17 protein-coding genes are annotated in these 16,070 nt (G+C 71.5%); 8 read left to right on the top strand and 9 right to left on the bottom strand.

Annotated elements, in window-relative coordinates:
• Nucleotides 1-322 precede the first annotated feature (322 nt).
• From F6W70_RS17580 to lnt, 3 genes are all read left to right on the top strand, one after another.
• Nucleotides 323-769, top strand: coding sequence for a hypothetical protein (locus F6W70_RS17580; protein ID WP_036286063.1), 447 nt, complete (start codon nt 323-325; stop codon nt 767-769).
• A gap of 268 nt (nt 770-1,037) precedes the next feature.
• Nucleotides 1,038-2,057, top strand: coding sequence for a flavin-containing monooxygenase (locus F6W70_RS17575; protein ID WP_060960843.1), 1,020 nt, complete (start codon nt 1,038-1,040; stop codon nt 2,055-2,057).
• Nucleotides 2,054-3,661 carry an apolipoprotein N-acyltransferase gene (lnt, locus tag F6W70_RS17570; RefSeq protein WP_151487474.1) on the top strand — a complete coding sequence of 536 codons (1,608 nt, stop codon included), beginning with the start codon at nt 2,054-2,056 and terminating at the stop codon, nt 3,659-3,661. The genes F6W70_RS17575 and lnt overlap by 4 nt, the downstream gene beginning before the upstream one ends.
• Nucleotides 3,662-3,689: 28 nt before the next feature.
• Here lnt and F6W70_RS17565 read toward each other — a convergent pair whose 3' ends face one another.
• The 6 genes from F6W70_RS17565 to F6W70_RS17540 form a co-directional block, all read right to left on the bottom strand.
• Nucleotides 3,690-4,466: an alpha/beta fold hydrolase gene (locus tag F6W70_RS17565; protein ID WP_223849539.1), complete on the bottom strand. Its 777-nt coding sequence runs from the start codon at nt 4,464-4,466 to the stop codon at nt 3,690-3,692.
• Between the two features lie 114 nt (nt 4,467-4,580).
• Entirely contained in the window at nt 4,581-5,198 is a 618-nt protein-coding gene (locus tag F6W70_RS17560; protein ID WP_135948657.1) for a hypothetical protein, read from the bottom strand.
• 30 nt (nt 5,199-5,228) lie between these two features.
• Nucleotides 5,229-5,507: a YHS domain-containing protein gene (locus F6W70_RS17555; RefSeq protein ID WP_005049577.1), complete on the bottom strand. Its 279-nt coding sequence runs from the start codon at nt 5,505-5,507 to the stop codon at nt 5,229-5,231.
• A gap of 25 nt (nt 5,508-5,532) precedes the next feature.
• Nucleotides 5,533-7,812, bottom strand: coding sequence for a heavy metal translocating P-type ATPase (locus F6W70_RS17550; RefSeq protein ID WP_060960785.1), 2,280 nt, complete (start codon nt 7,810-7,812; stop codon nt 5,533-5,535).
• The gene (locus F6W70_RS17545; protein WP_051498747.1) at nt 7,809-8,168 is read right to left on the bottom strand and encodes a heavy-metal-associated domain-containing protein; all 360 of its coding nucleotides are present in this window, start codon (nt 8,166-8,168) and stop codon (nt 7,809-7,811) included. The genes F6W70_RS17550 and F6W70_RS17545 overlap by 4 nt, the downstream gene beginning before the upstream one ends.
• Nucleotides 8,169-8,214: 46 nt before the next feature.
• Entirely contained in the window at nt 8,215-8,499 is a 285-nt protein-coding gene (locus F6W70_RS17540; RefSeq protein WP_151487473.1) for a metal-sensitive transcriptional regulator, read from the bottom strand.
• Nucleotides 8,500-8,559: 60 nt separating this feature from the next.
• Here F6W70_RS17540 and F6W70_RS17535 point away from each other — a divergent pair, with 60 nt between their 5' ends.
• From F6W70_RS17535 to F6W70_RS17515, 5 genes are read left to right on the top strand one after another with little or no spacing between them, the layout of a single operon-like run.
• Nucleotides 8,560-9,147 carry an AAA family ATPase gene (locus tag F6W70_RS17535; RefSeq protein WP_151487472.1) on the top strand — a complete coding sequence of 196 codons (588 nt, stop codon included), beginning with the start codon at nt 8,560-8,562 and terminating at the stop codon, nt 9,145-9,147.
• Entirely contained in the window at nt 9,147-10,802 is a 1,656-nt protein-coding gene (locus tag F6W70_RS17530; RefSeq protein WP_151487471.1) for an ABC1 kinase family protein, read from the top strand. The genes F6W70_RS17535 and F6W70_RS17530 overlap by 1 nt, the downstream gene beginning before the upstream one ends.
• A 39-nt stretch (nt 10,803-10,841) precedes the next feature.
• Complete coding sequence (locus tag F6W70_RS17525) at nt 10,842-11,384, top strand: type II glyceraldehyde-3-phosphate dehydrogenase (protein WP_081767967.1); 543 nt, start codon at nt 10,842-10,844, stop codon at nt 11,382-11,384.
• Nucleotides 11,385-11,410: 26 nt separating this feature from the next.
• Nucleotides 11,411-11,770, top strand: coding sequence for a Cd(II)/Pb(II)-sensing metalloregulatory transcriptional regulator CmtR (gene cmtR, locus F6W70_RS17520; protein ID WP_060960787.1), 360 nt, complete (start codon nt 11,411-11,413; stop codon nt 11,768-11,770).
• Complete coding sequence (locus tag F6W70_RS17515; protein WP_174524677.1) at nt 11,767-13,680, top strand: heavy metal translocating P-type ATPase; 1,914 nt, start codon at nt 11,767-11,769, stop codon at nt 13,678-13,680. Before cmtR ends, F6W70_RS17515 begins: the two co-directional genes overlap by 4 nt.
• A gap of 154 nt (nt 13,681-13,834) precedes the next feature.
• On the opposite strand, the gene F6W70_RS18070 is transcribed toward F6W70_RS17515, so the two are convergent.
• Genes F6W70_RS18070 through merA form a run of 3 tightly spaced genes read right to left on the bottom strand, consistent with a single transcriptional unit; the run spans nt 13,835 to nt 16,015 of the window.
• Nucleotides 13,835-14,155, bottom strand: coding sequence for a MerC domain-containing protein (locus tag F6W70_RS18070; RefSeq protein ID WP_081603833.1), 321 nt, complete (start codon nt 14,153-14,155; stop codon nt 13,835-13,837).
• A gap of 28 nt (nt 14,156-14,183) precedes the next feature.
• The gene (merB, locus tag F6W70_RS17505; protein WP_025104814.1) at nt 14,184-14,681 is read right to left on the bottom strand and encodes an organomercurial lyase; all 498 of its coding nucleotides are present in this window, start codon (nt 14,679-14,681) and stop codon (nt 14,184-14,186) included.
• Nucleotides 14,591-16,015, bottom strand: coding sequence for a mercury(II) reductase (gene merA, locus F6W70_RS17500; RefSeq protein ID WP_151487470.1), 1,425 nt, complete (start codon nt 16,013-16,015; stop codon nt 14,591-14,593). Before merA ends, merB begins: the two co-directional genes overlap by 91 nt.
• Between the last annotated feature and the right edge of the window lie 55 nt (nt 16,016-16,070).

Raw genomic sequence — 16,070 nt, 5'->3', positions numbered from 1 at the left:
CGGTGGGGCGAACCTGACGCAGCCGAGACGATCGCGGCGGAGTTCAGCGACCCGTGCCGTCCTCAACGGCGCCGCCGAAGAAGTCCGCACCGGCAGACTCGACCCCGACGGCGTCACGGCGATCCTGCTGCCCGCCTTGACCGACACCACGGCACCCCGAGGGCACTGATCCTTCCGCTCAGGAGACGGACGTCGTTCGCCGATAATCGAGAACGACGTGCCGGTGGACGCGATGTGGCTGCTCTGTCGGCGAAGGCGTGGAAGGCCTGCGGCCGGGCGAGATCCGGGAGACGCAAAGGTCGGATTGGTACAGTGAGGGACTATGCCCCGCGACCCCCGATCCCGGCCCGACCGGGTCATCGCGGCGGGGTGGTGGTCGGGGCGGCTGCTGACCATCCTGGGCCTGGCACTTGTGCTCATCATCGGCGGCTGGACCACCTCCCACACCACGGCTGACGCGCACGCCGACACCAGTGCGGGCTCCCCCGTCGCGACCGGCTCTACCCCAGACTCGGGGGCACCGGTGGAGGGCCGGACGGCGTCGTCCTCTGCGGGGGTGTCCGTCGATGCGTCCGGGGCGTGGGGGTGCCTGATCGGGGTGGTGTGCACGCTGCTGGTACTGGCGGCCGTGACGGCTTCCCGGCTCCAGGGCCGGCTGCGGATACTGCGGGTATCCCGTCCGGTGCGCGCGCCGCTGCTGGTGCCGGTGCCCGTGTCGCGGCGTCCGGCCGCGCCCTCACTGCTGCTGTTGTCGATTTCCCGAACCTGAGATCCGGCATGCCGCCCACCCATGGGCGGCGTCTTCCCGCCCGCCCGTGTGCGGGCGCTGTGTGATGCCGATTTCTAGGTTTGGAGAATGTCTTGACGACCCGTATCACGGCGGCCCCCTTCGCCGGTCCGGTGCCGACGGCTGCGGCCGGTCACCGCCGCCCACCCGGCCCCGCTCGGCCCCGTCCGGCCCCGTCCCGCCGCGGCGCCGGCGCGATCATCCTCCGTCCATTCCCGCCCCGGCCCTCTTCTGCGGGGAGGGGGTGGTGATGCGGTCGGGGTTGACGCATCGGCGGGCGATCATCGTCGGGGCCGGGCAGGCCGGGCTCGCGGTGGCCGCCGCGCTGATCGGGTTGGGGTTCCGGCCGCAGCAGGAGTTCGTGGTCGTCGACGCCGCCACGGACCGGCAACGCAGTTGGGCGTCCCGGTGGCATTCGATGCGGCTGCTATCCGACGCCCGCCACAGCACGCTGCCAGTCCGGCCTCTACCGGTGGACCCGCACGAGCACCCGCGGGCGGATGAGATCGCGAACTACCTGGACCAGGTGCAGCACACCCTGGGGGTGGACCCGTTCTGGGGGTTGCGTGTGGTCGGGGTGGAACGCGTCGGTCACGGGTCGGTGCTGCAGCTGCAGACCGCAGAGGGCGACGTGCAGACCCGCAACGTGGTGTGCGCGACCGGCGCCGCCACCCACCCCCGCATCCCTGCGTGGGCGCAGCAGCTGCGGGTGCCCGGGGTGGTGCTGCACAGCGCCCACTACCAATTCCCCCGGCAGGTGCCCACCGGGCGGGTGCTGATCGTCGGCGGCGGAAACAGCGGCGTGCAGCTGGCGCGAGAGCTATCCACCTCCCACGAGGTCACCCTCGCGGTCCGCACCCGGCGCCCGCACCGACCCGCCCGTACCTTCCCCGTCCACGCCCGGGCAGGCTCGTCCTGGCTGGGTCGCCCACCCGCCGTGCAGCCGGTGTTCGGCGACAGCTACCATGCGCTGCGTCACGCGGGTGTGGCGGTCGCCCCGGCGGTGACCGGCGCGGACGGCGGGCAGGTCACGTTCGCCGATGGCAGCACCCTCGCCCCGGACTCGGTAATCCTCGCCACCGGGTACGACCCCGGCGAGGACTGGCTCCCCGCCGAGGCGACCGCAGCCCGGTCCCGCCCGGCGATGACCGGGCTGCCGGGCTTGTTCGTCGCCGGGATCCCCGCCCACAGCCGCCCCGGAGCGGACACCCTCGCCGGGGTGTCCCGGGACGCCGCCGTAATCGCCCGCACCATCGCGGACCGGCCATGACCGCCACCCCGACGACCCTCCAGGACCCGCACGGGCACCCCCAACCCACCCCGCCGAACCGCCGTGCCCGGGCGGTGATGCCGTTGGCGGTGGCGTTGCCGGTCGCGGCGGCCGCGGCGGTGCTGATGGATCTCGCCTACCCGGAGGTGGGGTTCTGGCCGGCCGCGTTCGCCGCAACCGGGCTGCTGCTTCTCGCCCTGATCGGCCGGAGCGTGTGGGGGGCGGTGGCGGTCGGGGCGGCGTTCGGGTTGCTGTTCTTCGGGCTGCTGGTGTCCTGGACGACCCGGTATCTCGGGCCGGTGCCGTGGGCGGCACTGACCGTGGTGGAAGGGACCCTGACCGCGGTCGGGATCATCCCGCTGGCACTCGCCTACCGGTGGGTGCCGCGCGCCGTCCCCGGCCCGGTCGGACGCCTGCTGCTGCTGCCGGGCCTGGTGGCCGCGTTGTGGACGGGCCGGGAGGTGCTGCTGGGCGCCTGGCCGTACGGGGGGCTGCCGTGGGCGCGGCTCGGGATCACCCAAGCCGACAGCCCCCTCGTTCAGACGGTGTCCTGGGTCGGGGTGAGCGGGCTCACCTTCCTGATGGTTTTCACCGTCGCCGCCGCGATCGAAGCCATCCGGACCGGCTTGTGGCGTCGCCCGCTCCCCGCTGCCGTACCCGCCGTGACCGCCCTGGTGTTGGTCCTGGTCCCGGCGTTTCCCACCACACCGGCCGGGACGATGCGGGTCGGGGCGGTGCAAGGCAACGGCCCGTCCGGGTACTTCGACCAGCGCACCGTGGGGGCGATCGCCCGGGCGCAGGGGGACGCGACCGGCCCGGTGCTCGACGCGGATGTGGATCTGGTGGTGTGGCCGGAAGGGCTGGATGCTGACCCGTTCCAGACCCCGTGGCTGGCCGAGTATCTCACCGGCATCAGCACCCGGGCAGGTGCCCCGCTGCTGGCGAACGCGGCCACCACGGCGGGCGGCAACATCTACAACACGTCGTTCCTGTGGGACCCGGCCACCACCGGTGCCACGCCGCAGCGGGAGCAGGTGCAGACGCACGCGAAACGCCACCCGGTGCCGTTCGGCGAGTACGTGCCCGACCGGGCGTTCTACACCCTGCTCGCCCCCGACCTGGTCGGGCTGCTGCAACGCGACTACGCGCACGGCACGGACGTGCCGCTGGTCACCGTCGGCGGTGTGCCGGTGGGGTTGGCGATCTGCTTCGACGTGATCTACGACGAGGTCATCGCCGAGAGCATCACCGCCGGTGCGGAGCTGCTGGTGTTCCAGACCAACAACGCCGACTTCCGCGGCACGGACGAGAACCTGCAGCAGCTCGCGGTCGCCCGGATCCGCGCGGTAGAGACCGGCCGTACCGTGGTGAACGTCTCCACCGTCGGCACCAGCCAGATCATCCGCCCCGACGGCAGCACCCTCACCGGTCTGCCCGCCGGACAGGCCGGGGCGCTGATCGCCGACACCGACCTGCGCACCGGCATCACCCCCGCCGTCCTCATCGGGCAAGGCGTCTCCGCTGTCACCTTGTGGGGTGGGCTGGGTGGTCTCGCCCTCACCGGCGCGATCGCCTGGCGGCGGCGCACCCCTGCTGTGGCCTGACTAGGCATGCCCGCCAGACAACCCGGGGTTATCCTGCGGGTGGGAGGACGAGGCGGCGGATCTCCGCAGCGATCAGATCTGGTTCTGTGGCGGGGATGTAGTGGCCGGAGCGGGCAGCGACCACGTGCCGGCCCTGCCGGGACTGTGCGGCCCGATACCGCCCGGCGGCGGTCGCGGCATCCCGGACCCGTCGCGGCATCCCGTCCGCGAGACTGCCGGAGATGACGGTGACCGGGACATCGGGCAGCGCCGGCGGGTCGCCCTGCCAGGCGTGCAGCTCGGTGAGGAAGGTGCGCGCTTGCCGACCCTGGGTGACCACCACCGCGGGCCGGAACGCCTCCCGGTGAAGATCGGCCCGCACATCCTCGGGCATCCCCTCCCCGAGGAACCGGAAGAACCGCTCCAGCATCCCCACCCGGGCCAGCACCCACTCCACGGCGATCACGATCTTCTCCCCGACCCGGAACCGCATACCGAACAGGAGGTCCGCTGCCTCATCGGTCGGATCCACCAGCACCAGCCCGGCCACCCGGTCCGGGCGGCGGGACGCGGCCAGCCGCACCATCGGGCCGCCCGCGGAATGCCCCACCTGCACGAACCCGCTGCTCGGCTCGAGGCCGTCCAGCAGATCGTTCAGGTCGTCGGCCATCCGGTCCAGGGTGCGCCCTGCACTATCCGGGACGGACCGACCCAGCCCCGCCCGGTCATACACCACGGCCCGCGTGAACGCGGCGACCCGGGTCTGCACCGACGCCCAGGTGGAGCGGGTCGCCGCCGATCCCGCCTCGAACACCACCGTCGGCACCCGGGGCCCCGGCGGGGCCCGGCAGCACCATCGCATAAGGGGCGCGCCCGCCACGGGTGCGCACCCACACCGGCTCCCCCTGCGTGTGCACACGCTCCCCCGCCATGACCCGCCCTACCGGTCCGTGCCCTGGCGGGAGGCGCCGGTCGCGGCGCGGTGGGCCTTCTCCCGCAGGGCCAGCAGGGCGAGGGTGTCGTCCTTGATCTGGGTGCGGCCGAGGATGCCCCAGTGCGCGCTCAGGTGGTCTTCGAGGTAGCGCAGCACCCGGGCGAACGGGACGGTGTGCCACGGCGCCCCCGCCCCGGGCGGGGAGGTGGGGTTGCCGAACACGACCGTGCGGATCGTGCGCCCTTCCGGCGCCACCGTCCGTCCCGTTTCCAGCAGTTCGGCGACCAGCCGGGCGGCATCGGTCGGGGCGCAGCACCCGAACCGGGTGAACGCGGCTTCCAGCACGGCCGGGTCCCGCATCGCCGGGTTGGGGTGCGGGCGGCCTTCCTTGACCTCGCCGACGATCATGTCCGCTCCGCCCCCGGCACCCAGGGCCGGGTCCAGCGGTGCGTCGACGGTCCCGGACGCTCCCGGTGCGCGGTGCAGCCGTACGGCGAGGATGTCCAGGTCGGTGATGGTGCGGGGACCGCCGGGACCGGTGGCGTCCAGCACGGGGTATTCGGCGACGGTGAAGTAGCCGTTGACCCGCAGGTACGCCTGCACCAGCCCGACCGCCGTGTCCACCCTCTATCTCCGACCGGGTTATCTGGCCGGTCAGGCGGCGTGCGCGTAGCGGGCCGGGTCGGCGTCGAACAGCGGCCCGCACTCGGCGCAGCAGAACCAGTACCGGCTGCCCTGGTAGTCGCGGAACAGGCCGCGCTGCTCGGCCCAGGCCGGGTCGACCTGGTTGCCGGGCATCACCGGACAGGTCACCAGGTTCGTCGCCCCCGCCGGCGGCTCGTGATGGTGATGCTCGTGCGCACCATGCTCGTGTCCTCCATGGTCGTGCCCGTGCGTGTGGTCGTGCCCGGAGTGGTCGTGGTCGTGGGACATGGTGTGTCTCCTTCTCGAGCGATGGTTAGGCCTGGACGGGCGCGGGCTCTCGGGTGGCGGGGGCGCCGGCACGGGTCGGGGTGGGCAGGGGGCGGAAGCGGCGCAGGCGGAGGCTGTTGGTGACGACGAACACGCTGCTGAACGCCATTGCCGCGGCGGCGAGGATGGGGTTGAGCAGGGCGAGCATCGCGACCGGGATCGCGGCGACGTTGTACGCGAACGCCCAGAACAGGTTCCCCTTGATCGTGCCCAGGGTGCGGCGGGCCAGCCGGATCGCGTCCGGGACCAGCATCAGGTCGCCGGAGACGATGGTCAGGTCCGCGGCGGTGATGGCCGCGTCGGTGCCGGTGCCCATCGCGATCCCGAGGTCGGCGGCGGCGAGGGCTGCGGCGTCGTTGACGCCGTCGCCGACCATCGCGACCACCCGGCCCGCGGCCTGCAGGTCGCGGATGGTGTCGAGCTTGCCCTGCGGGGTGACCCCGGCGCGGACGTCCTCGATCCCGGCCTGGTTGGCGATCGCGCGGGCGGCGCCGGGGTTGTCGCCGGTGAGCAGGATCGGGGTCAACCCGAGCTCCCGGAGCCGTGCGACCGCCTCACGGCTGGTGGGTTTGATGGTGTCGGCGACGCTGATCGCCCCGCGCACCTGCCCGTCCCACGCCACCACCGTCACCGTCGCCCCCGCCGCCTCGTCCGCCGCGATGGTCGCGGCGAGCTCGGCGGGGATGGGGAGCGCCCATTGGGTGGTGATCCAGGAGGCGCGGCCGGCGGCGACCAGGCGGCCGTCGACGATGCCCTGCACGCCTTGACCGGCCTCGGCGGCGAATGACTCCACGGCATCCGTCGGGCCGTCGGCTGCGGCGGTGATGGCGCGGCCGATGGGGTGCTCGGAGCCGTGCTCGAGCGCCGCGGCGAACCGGATCAGCTCCGCCTCATCGGTGCCGGGAGCGGGGTGGATGCCGGTGACGGTCATGGTGCCGGCGGTGATGGTGCCGGTCTTGTCGAGCACGACGGTGTCGATGCGGCGGGTCTGCTCGAGCACCTGGGGTCCGCGGATGAGGATGCCCAGCTGGGCGCCGCGGCCGGTGCCGACCAGCAGAGCGGTCGGCGTCGCCAGCCCCAGCGCGCACGGGCAGGCGATGATCAGGGTGGTCACCGCGGCGGTGAAGGCGACCTCCAAGGGCGCCCCCGCGATCAGCCACCCGGCGAACGCGGCCAGGGCGAGGACGATGACGATGGGGACGAAGACGGCCGACACCCGGTCGGCGAGGCGCTGCACCTGGGCCTTGCCGGTCTGCGCCTCCTCGACCAGCCGCGCCATCCGGGCCAGCTCGGTGTCGGCGCCGACGCGGGTGATCTGCACGAGCAGGCGCCCGCCGGTGTTCACAGTCGCGCCGACCACGCGGGAGCCGGGGGCGACTTCGACCGGCACGGACTCGCCGGTCAGCATCGACTCGTCCACCGCGGACATTCCCTCGGTGACGAGGCCGTCGGCGGGGATCTTCTCACCCGGCCGCACCACCACGACATCACCCGGAACGAGCTGTGCGACGGGGACGCGCTGCTCAGTGCCTTCGCGGAGGATCACTGCGTCCTTGGCGCCGAGCTCCAGCAGGGCGCGCAGGGCCTCGCCGGACTGCCGCTTGGCACGAACCTCGAGGTAGCGGCCGAGGAGGATGAACACGGTCACCAGCGCGGCGACCTCCAGGTACACCTCGTGGCCACCGGCCTGCGGGGTGCCGACGAAGGTGACGCTCATCCGCATTCCCGGCATCCCCGCACCGCCGAAGAACAGCGCGTACAGCGACCAGCCGAACGCGGCCAGCACCCCGACGCTGATCAGAGTGTCCATCGTCGCCGCCCCGTGCCGGGCATTGATCGCCGCGGCGCGGTGGAACGGCCACGCCCCCCACACCACCACCGGCGCGGCCAGGGTGAGCGTGAGCCACTGCCAGTAGGTGAACTGCAGGGCGGGGATCATCGACAGCACCGCGACCGGCACCGCCAGCACCGCCGAGACGATCAGCCGCTGCCGCAGCGACGCCAGCTCATCGTCCCGCGGGATGGTCTGCTCAGCCGTGTCGGGCACAGGCGGGGCTGGGAGGCTCGCTCCGTACCCCGCCTGCTCGACCGCCGCGATCAGCTCCTCCACCGGCACCGGGGCCTCCGAGTGCACGCGGGCCTTCTCGGTGGCGAAGTTGACCGTCGCCTCCACCCCGGGCAGCTTGTTCAGCTTCCGCTCGACCCGCGTCGCGCACGACGCGCAGGTCATCCCGGTGATGTCGAGATCGACGTCCAGCGTGCTCATGAGGCTGCGGCGAGGCTGTACCCGGCCTCCTCCACCGCCGCCCGCACCCGCTCCGCATCCACCGGCGTCGCGCTGGACACCGTCACCGTGGACACGCCACCGGCGTGCAGATCGACCGCGACGTCGGAGACACCGTCGATCGCGGAGACCTCCTCGGTGACGCTACGCACGCAGTGCGCGCAGGTCATCCCCTCCACCAGGAACTGCGCCGACACGGTCTCACCCGCCGCCGTCTGCTGCGCCGGCGCGCCGGTGTCGGTGGCTGCCGTGGCGTGGGAGGTGGGGCTGCAACAGGCGCAGCCACCGCCGGTGCTGGTCGCCTGCAGGCCGAGGTCCTGGAATCCCTGTCCGGTCATGATGTGCTCCCTTCAAGAGCGTTGAACGATGTGAGTGGGGACAACGTTAGGAGCGCACGAGGCGCGCGATCGCGGCGTTCGCCTCGCGGAGCTTCTCCTCCGCGAGCGGGCCGCCTTCGGCGGTCGCCTGCGCGACGCAATGCGCGAGGTGGTCTTCCAGCAGCGACAGCGCGACGGACTCCAGCGCCTTCGTCGCCGCCGACACCTGGGTCAGCACGTCGATGCAGTACACGTTCTCGTCGATCATCCGCGCGATCCCGCGCACCTGACCCTCCGCGCGGCTCAGCCGCGCCAGCAGCGCCGGCTTGTTGTCCACATACCCGTGTGCCATCTCGCACCTCCACCCACAATCTACCATACCCTGTAGGGGTACAGGGTGTAGGGTGAGGTCATGACCGGCATCCAGGAGCCGCGGCCCGCACAGACCACCCGTTGGCACGTCGTGACGGGCGGTCCCAGCTCGGGCAAGACCACCACGGTCAACCTGCTGCGGGGCCGCGGGTACACGACCACAATCGAGCACGCCCGCCACTACATCGACCTGCAACGGATCACCGGGCGCAGCACCGCGGAGGTGCGGGCACGGCAGAGCGAGTTCCAGCGCGCCGTCGTCGACATGCAGATCGAGCAGGAACGCTCCCTCGAGCCGCAACAGACCGTGTTCCTGGACCGTGCTCTGCCGGACTCGCTCGCCTACTACCGCTTCCTCGGCCTCGCCCCCGGCACCGCCCTGCTGGGCGCGCTGGCCGGCGCCCGGTACGCGACGGTGTTCCTGCTTGACCTGCTCCCGCTGGCGTCCGACTACGCGCGCACCGAGGACCCCGCCGCGCAGCGGCGCATCCACGACCTGCTCGGGCTGGTGTACCAGGAGCTGGGCTTTCCCGTCGTCACCGTCCCCGCACTCGCCCCCGACGCGCGCGTCGACTTCATCCTCGAACGAGCATCGGCCGGCACTCCAGCCGAGAGGGGCGTGAGCTGATGGGCGCGGGGAGTAGCCGGTACCGGCAGATCGGGGCCGTGCTGCGCCGGCACGGACTCGGCGTCCTGGCCGGCGTGCTGGGCCTGGGCGGCTTGGTGCCGTTCCACCGCGGCGCCCTCGGACACGCCCGGCAGGAGGACCCCTACACGAACCCCGAGCATGTGCGGGTCGCGTTGGAGGAGCTCGGGCCGACGTTCGTGAAACTGGGCCAGATCCTCTCCACCCGGCACGATCTGCTCCCCGCGGCATGGGTCGCCGAGTTCGCCAAACTGCAGGACGACGTCGCCGCGGCACCGTGGGAGGGCATTCGGGACGTGCTCCGTGAAGAGCTCGGCGCCGACCCAGAGCACGTGTTCGCCCAGTTCGACCCGGTGCCGCTGGCGGCGGCGTCCATCGGGCAGGCGTACGCGGCAACTCTTCACGACGGCACCGAGGTCGTCGTGAAGGTGCGCCGGCCCGGCGTGGTCGCGCAGGTGCATGAAGACCTGGACATTCTCCGCAACCTCGCCGACCGCGCCGACCGGCGCTGGGATGCCATCCGGCAGTACGACCTGCCCGGGCTGGTGGAGGAGTTCTCCCGCACGCTGCGTGCCGAGCTGGACTACCTGCAGGAGGCCCGCAACGCCGAACGGTTCGCGCAGGAGTTCGCCCACGCGGCGCGGGTGCGGATTCCCCGCGTGCACGGGGAGACCACGACCTCGCGCGTGCTGACCCTGGAGCGGATGAGCGGGGTGCGGATCGACGACCTGGAGGGCCTGGACGCCGCCGGCATCGACCGGGTCGCACTCGCGCGGCTGGGTGCCGACATCGTGCTCACGATGGTGTTCGACAACCGGTTCTTCCATGCCGACCCCCATCCCGGGAACATGTTCGTGCAGCCCGACGGCGCGCTCGCGCTGATCGACTTCGGGATGGTCGGGGAGCTCACCGAACAGACCACGGACGGCCTCGCCGGCATCGTGCTCGCCTTCACCCGCGACGACCCGGACACCCTCACCACCGCCCTGATAGAAATCTCCCGGACCGCCGACGTCGTCGACCGGGCAGGGCTGCGGCAGGCGATCACCGCGTTCACGGCCCGCTACCGGGGCCGTTCGCTGTCGGAGATCAGCCTCGCAATCATGCTCCAGCAGCTGCTCGGCCTCCTGCAGCAGCACCAGCTGCACCTTCCGCAGGAGACGGCGCTGCTGTTCAAAGTGCTGATGATGGCCGAAGGGACCGCGGCGCGGCTGGATCCGGACTTCCAGATGCTCGACGCCCTGCAGCCCTACGCTGAGCAGCTCACCCGCGCCCAGCTGTCCCTGCCGGCTCTGGCCCGGCGATGGGCGCGCGCGGGAGCCGACACCGGGGCACTGCTCACCGAGCTGCCCGCCACCCTGAGCCGGCTCCGGCATCTCCTCGAAGACGGCGGGTTCGAGGTGCACCTGCGCGCGACGGAGCTGGAACCTCTCGTCGGGCGCGCCGAACGCGTCGGCAACCGTGTCGTCGCGGGAATGATCGCCGCCGCGCTGATCAGCGGGATCGGCACCCTCGTCGGCGGGAACACGAAATGGCGCTCCCGGGAAGGCGTCCTGATCGGCGCCGGGACCGGCACGATCGGCGCCCTCGGCAGCTATCTGCTGTGGACGCTGCGGCGCCGCCGACCCCGCCCCTGACCCGCGCACGGCTCAAGAACACCACGAAAGGAGACGAAGATGGACAGGATCAGAGTCGGCGTCAACGGGTACGGAGTGATCGGCAAGAGGGTCGCCGACGCCGTCCACGCCCAACCCGACATGCACCTGGTGGGCGTCGCGGACATCGTCACCGACTGGCGAATACAATCCGCCGTCCCGCGGCTGCCCGTATTCGCCGCCACCCCCGACGCGCACAGCGGCATGGTGGACACCGGCATCCGCCCCGAGGGAACCCTCGACGATCTCCTCGCGCAGAGCGACGTGATCGTCGATACGACCCCCAAGCACGTCGCCGCCGGAAACCTGCCCCGCTACCAGGCGGCGGGAGTAAAGGTGATCGTGCAGGGCGGGGAAGCGCACTCGACCACCGGGCACTCCTTCGTCGCCCAGGCCAACTACGCCACCGCGCTCGGCCGGGACCTGACCCGGGTGGTGTCCTGCAACACCACCAGCATCGTCCGCGTCCTCGGCGCGCTCGAAAACGCCGGGCTGCTGCTGCGCGCCCGCGGGGTTACTGGTAGGGCCGAATGTCGCAGGGTGCACTATTCATCCTGGGATTAGTTCAGTCAACACTGTATGATCAGTGCATGCTGACCATTGCTCCACGTCTCGACGTCATGAACCGGCTCGGCCGGGCCATGGCGGACCCGACGCGCTCCCGGATACTGATGACCCTGCTCGACGGCCCCAGCTACCCGGCGGTGCTCTCGCGTGAGCTGGAGCTGACCCGCTCGAACGTCTCGAACCACCTGACCTGCCTGCGCGACTGCGGCATCGTGGTCGCCGAGCCGGAAGGGCGGCAGACGCGCTACGAGATCGCGGACCCGCACCTCGCGGCGGCGCTGACCGCGCTGGTGGACGTGACGCTCGCGGTGGACGAGCACGCGCCCTGCATGGACGCTTCGTGCACGGTGCCGGGCTGCTGCGGGACGGGAGCGGGCGCGTGAGCGCGGCGTGCGGCTGCGAGCACGACGAGCCTGAGACCGCAGTCGGCGAAGAGGCCGAGGAGGCGGAGCGCCCCTGGTGGCGGGACCGCGGGATCATGGTCCCGGTCTTCTCCGGTGTGGCGTTCCTCACCGGTCTGGCGCTGGAGTGGTCCGGGATGGAGATCCCTGCGCTGGTGCTGTTCTGGATCGGCCTGCTGCTGGGCGCGTCGACGTTCACGCCGGGCGCGATCCGGAACCTCTTCAAGGGCAAGCTCGGCATCGGGCTGCTGATGACCATCAGCGCGGTCGGCGCGGTGATCCTCGGCTACGTCGAGGAGGCCGCAGCGCTGGCATTCCTGTACTCGATCGCCGAGGCGCTGGAGGACAAGGCGATGGACCGTGCCCGCGGCGGGCTGCGGGCACTGCTCAAGCTCGTCCCGGAGACCGCCACCATCCGCCGCGACGGCGTCTCGGTCGAGGTCGCCGCGAAGGATCTGGCTGTCGGGCAGCTGATGTTGGTGCGGCCGGGTGAGCGGATCGCGACCGACGGCGTCGTCCGCACGGGACGTTCCAGCCTGGACACGTCCGCGATCACCGGGGAGTCGATCCCGGTCGAGGTCGAACCCGGCGATGCCGTCTCCGCCGGCGCAATCAACACCGCCGGGGCACTGGAGGTCGAAACGACCGCGGCAGGCACCGACAACTCACTGACCACGATCGTCGACCTCGTGGAGAAGGCTCAGGCGGAGAAGGGCGACCGCGCCCGCCTCGCCGACCGCATCGCCCGCCCTCTCGTCCCGGGCGTGCTGATCCTCGCCGCCCTGGTCGCGATCATCGGCTCGCTGCTCGGCGACCCGGAGCTGTGGATCACCCGCGCCCTGGTCGTGCTGGTCGCGGCATCGCCCTGCGCACTGGCGATCTCCGTGCCGCTGACCGTGGTCGCGGCGATCGGCTCGGCGAGCAAGTTCGGCGTGATCATCAAGTCCGGTGCCGCGTTCGAGCGGTTCGGCGTGATCCGCCACGTCGCCGTCGACAAGACCGGCACCCTCACCCGCAACGAGCCCGCCGTCACCGCCGTCCTCACCGTGGACGGTGTGAGCGAGGCGGAGGCGCTGGCGTGGGCGGCCGCTCTGGAGCAGCACAGCACCCACCCCCTCGCCGCCGCGATCACCGCCGCAGCGCCGGATGCCCCTGCGGCGGAGGGCGTGACCGAGCAGGCCGGGCACGGCATCGAGGGCGAGCTCGCCGGCGCGCGGATCACCGTCGGCAGCCCGCGCTGGCTCGACGCCGGGACCCTCGGCGACCGGGTCGCGGGGCTGGAGGAGCAGGGCATGACAGTCGTGATCGTCCACCGCGGCGGCGTCCCGGTCGCCGCGATCGGCGTCCGCGACGAGCTGCGCCCCGAGGTCCCTGAAGTGGTCCGCACCCTCGCGACCCAGGGCATCGGGGTGACCATGCTCACCGGCGACAACGCCCGCACCGCCCGCGCCCTCGCTGCGCATGCAGGGATCGATGACGTCCGCGCCGAGCTGCGCCCCGAAGACAAGGCCGCCGCGATCGCAGAGCTCGGTGCGAAGGGGCCGGTCGCGATGATCGGCGACGGCATCAACGACGCCCCTGCGCTGGCCGCCGCGGACATCGGGATCGCGATGGGCGCGACGGGCTCCGACGCCGCGATCGAGTCGGCCGACGTGGCCTTCACCGGTCACGATCTGCGGCTTCTCCCGCGCGCGTTCGCCCATGCCCGTCGGGGGCGGCACATCATCAACCAGAACATCATCCTGTCGCTGCTGATCATCACCGCCCTGCTCCCGCTCGCCCTCTTTGGCGTCCTGGGGCTTGCGGCGGTGGTGCTGGTGCACGAGATCGCCGAGGTGATCGTGATCCTCAACGGCCTGCGCGCCGCGTCGACGCGCAAGGCAAGCACGTGACCGCGCAGGACGTCGCCGCCGCGTGACGGCTTGATCCGGGACCATGCGGATGACCTTTAGATTTCACATCAGAGTTCGCGCGCGTTGATCGGCGACTTGCCTGCTGGCTAGGGGCCTATCGGGCGGGCCGTATGCCGGGGTCTAATGGCCATGATCATTTGGTTCCGGTTTCCCTTCGCCTCGGGTCTGTCTTCGTTATGGTCGGGCGAAGGGGCGGGCAGCAGTCGGGGTCGTTTTCGCGGCGGTGTCGCCTGGCACGCGCTGTCATCACGATGCTTGCAACCACCGCGAGGATCAGGAGTGCGGCACCGCCCGTGATCACCCACGGGTTGCGGAGGAGGGTGCCGATCCCTGTGATCGTGCCTCCGACGACGAGAAGTGGAAGGAGGGCGCAGCAGCCGACCACGAGCAGTGCGGCGACGGCCCCAAGGAGCAGGCCACGGCCGCCTCGCTGGTCGTCCTGGTTGGGAGGCATTGGTGTTCTGTCCTCTCGTGGTGCCGTCTCAGCAGCAGGTCTCGGGACCGCAGCAGCTTCCAGACAGTTCGTCGGCACCGGTCCGGGGGCGCTCGAGCATCTCGGTGATCAGGGTGCTGCCAACCTCGAAGGCATCGGCGACCGTGAGGATTTGGGCCATCGGGTGTTCCGTGAGCCATCCGGCGGCGTCCTCGCGGGAAGCGAAGTAGTGGACCTGGTTGCAGAACGAGGAGCGAATCGAGTGCATGGCCTCGGGGCTGACCAAGGACACCACCGCGGTCGCCGGTTCCACGCTAGTGACACCGGCGGTCGAGTCGACGGTGACGCGGATCGTGTCGCCGCTGGCCGGGGAGATCGATTCGACCCGGGCGGGCCGATCGAGGAGCGGGCGAGGCTCCAGTTTCTGATGGGGTGGATCCGCTGTCTGGCGCGCGGTCAGGCGCAGCAGGACAGCATCGACACATCGGTGGTGAAGGCCTTGGCTACGATCCGGATGCCTTCGGCCGTGGTCAGGTACGGGGCCCACGCGTCGGCGACCTCGGTGATGGTCTTGCCGAGGATGTGGACACCTGCGGCGGCGAGTTCGCCGGCGTCCTTGGCGACCGCGGTCAGGCCGAGGATCTCGCCGGTGTCCGCGTTGGCGACCATCTTGATGAACCCGCGGGTGTCCCGGTTCACCAGCGCGCGGGGCACGTACTCCAGTGGCAGGACACGGCAGTCGCAGCGGATCCCGGCCGCGATGACCTCCTTCTCGGTCATCCCGACCGCGCCGACGGCAGGGCTCGTGAATGTGACCCGCGGCATCCGCGTGTAGTCGACCGACGTGCTGGCGTCAGTGAAGGCGTTCTCGGCGACCAACGTGCCGTGCCGGGCTGCGACGTAGACGAACTCGGGGTGCCCGGTGACATCCCCAGCCGCCCAGACGCGAGGGTTGGAGGACTGCAACTGGTCGGTGACCACGACCTCTCCGGCCGCGCCGGTCTTCACTTGCACGGTCTCGAGGTTGAGCCCGTCGGTGACCGGGGCGCGGCCGAGCGCGACGAGGATCTCGTCGGCACGGAACTCCTGCACGCCGCCCGAGACCTCGGCCGCGGCGACGATCTGGCCGGTGCCCGGGTCGCGGGTGACGCGGGTGGGGATGGCGCGGCGGACCACTCGGATGCCCTCGTCGGCGAAGATTTCCTGCAACGCCTTGGAGACTTCCGTCTCCTCCTTCGACGCCAGCCGGGACCTCACCAGCAGAGTCACCTTCGAGCCGAGCCGGGCGAACAACTGTGCCATCTCCAGCGCCACATAGCCCCCGCCGAGCACCAGCAGCGAGTCAGGCACCTCGGACAGCTCCATCGCCGACGTCGAGGTGAGAAAGTCGACGCCGTCCAGCCCCTCGATGGCAGGAGCCCACGGGCGGGAGCCTGTGGCGATGAGGTAGTGGGCGGCCTCGATGGTTTCGACGGTGCCGTCCGCGGCGGTGACCTCGAGGACCGACGCATCCGGCGTGCCGGCGAACGCCGCCTCGCCCTGGCGGACCGGCCAGCCGTAGGCTTCTGCCACGTCGATGTACTTCTCACTCCGCATCGCCTCGACCAGGTCCTGCTTGCCACCCACCAGCCCGTGCATGTCTACCGGGCCAGCGGTGGCGGCGATCCCCGGGAACCGGGAGCCCGCATCCGCGGCCACGTGGCGGGCCTCGGCGGCCGCGAGCAGCGCCTTGGACGGAACGCACCCCGTGTTCACGCACGTGCCGCCCAACGTGCCGCGCTCGATCATCACCACCGACTTTCCCAGTGTGGTGGCGCGGATCGCCGCGGCGAATGCCGCGCCACCCGACCCAATCACGGCCAGATCAAACCTCGATGGCATCCTTATTCCTCCCTGGACATCTTGGAACATCCCGCTGATACACTCATCATGAACC

Origin of the sequence: Microbacterium maritypicum (assembly GCF_008868125.1) — a bacterium.
Classification (GTDB): Bacteria; Actinomycetota; Actinomycetes; order Actinomycetales; family Microbacteriaceae; genus Microbacterium; species Microbacterium maritypicum.
Note: the sequence above shows the minus strand (reverse complement) of the source record. Positions and strands in the feature narration are given on the sequence as shown.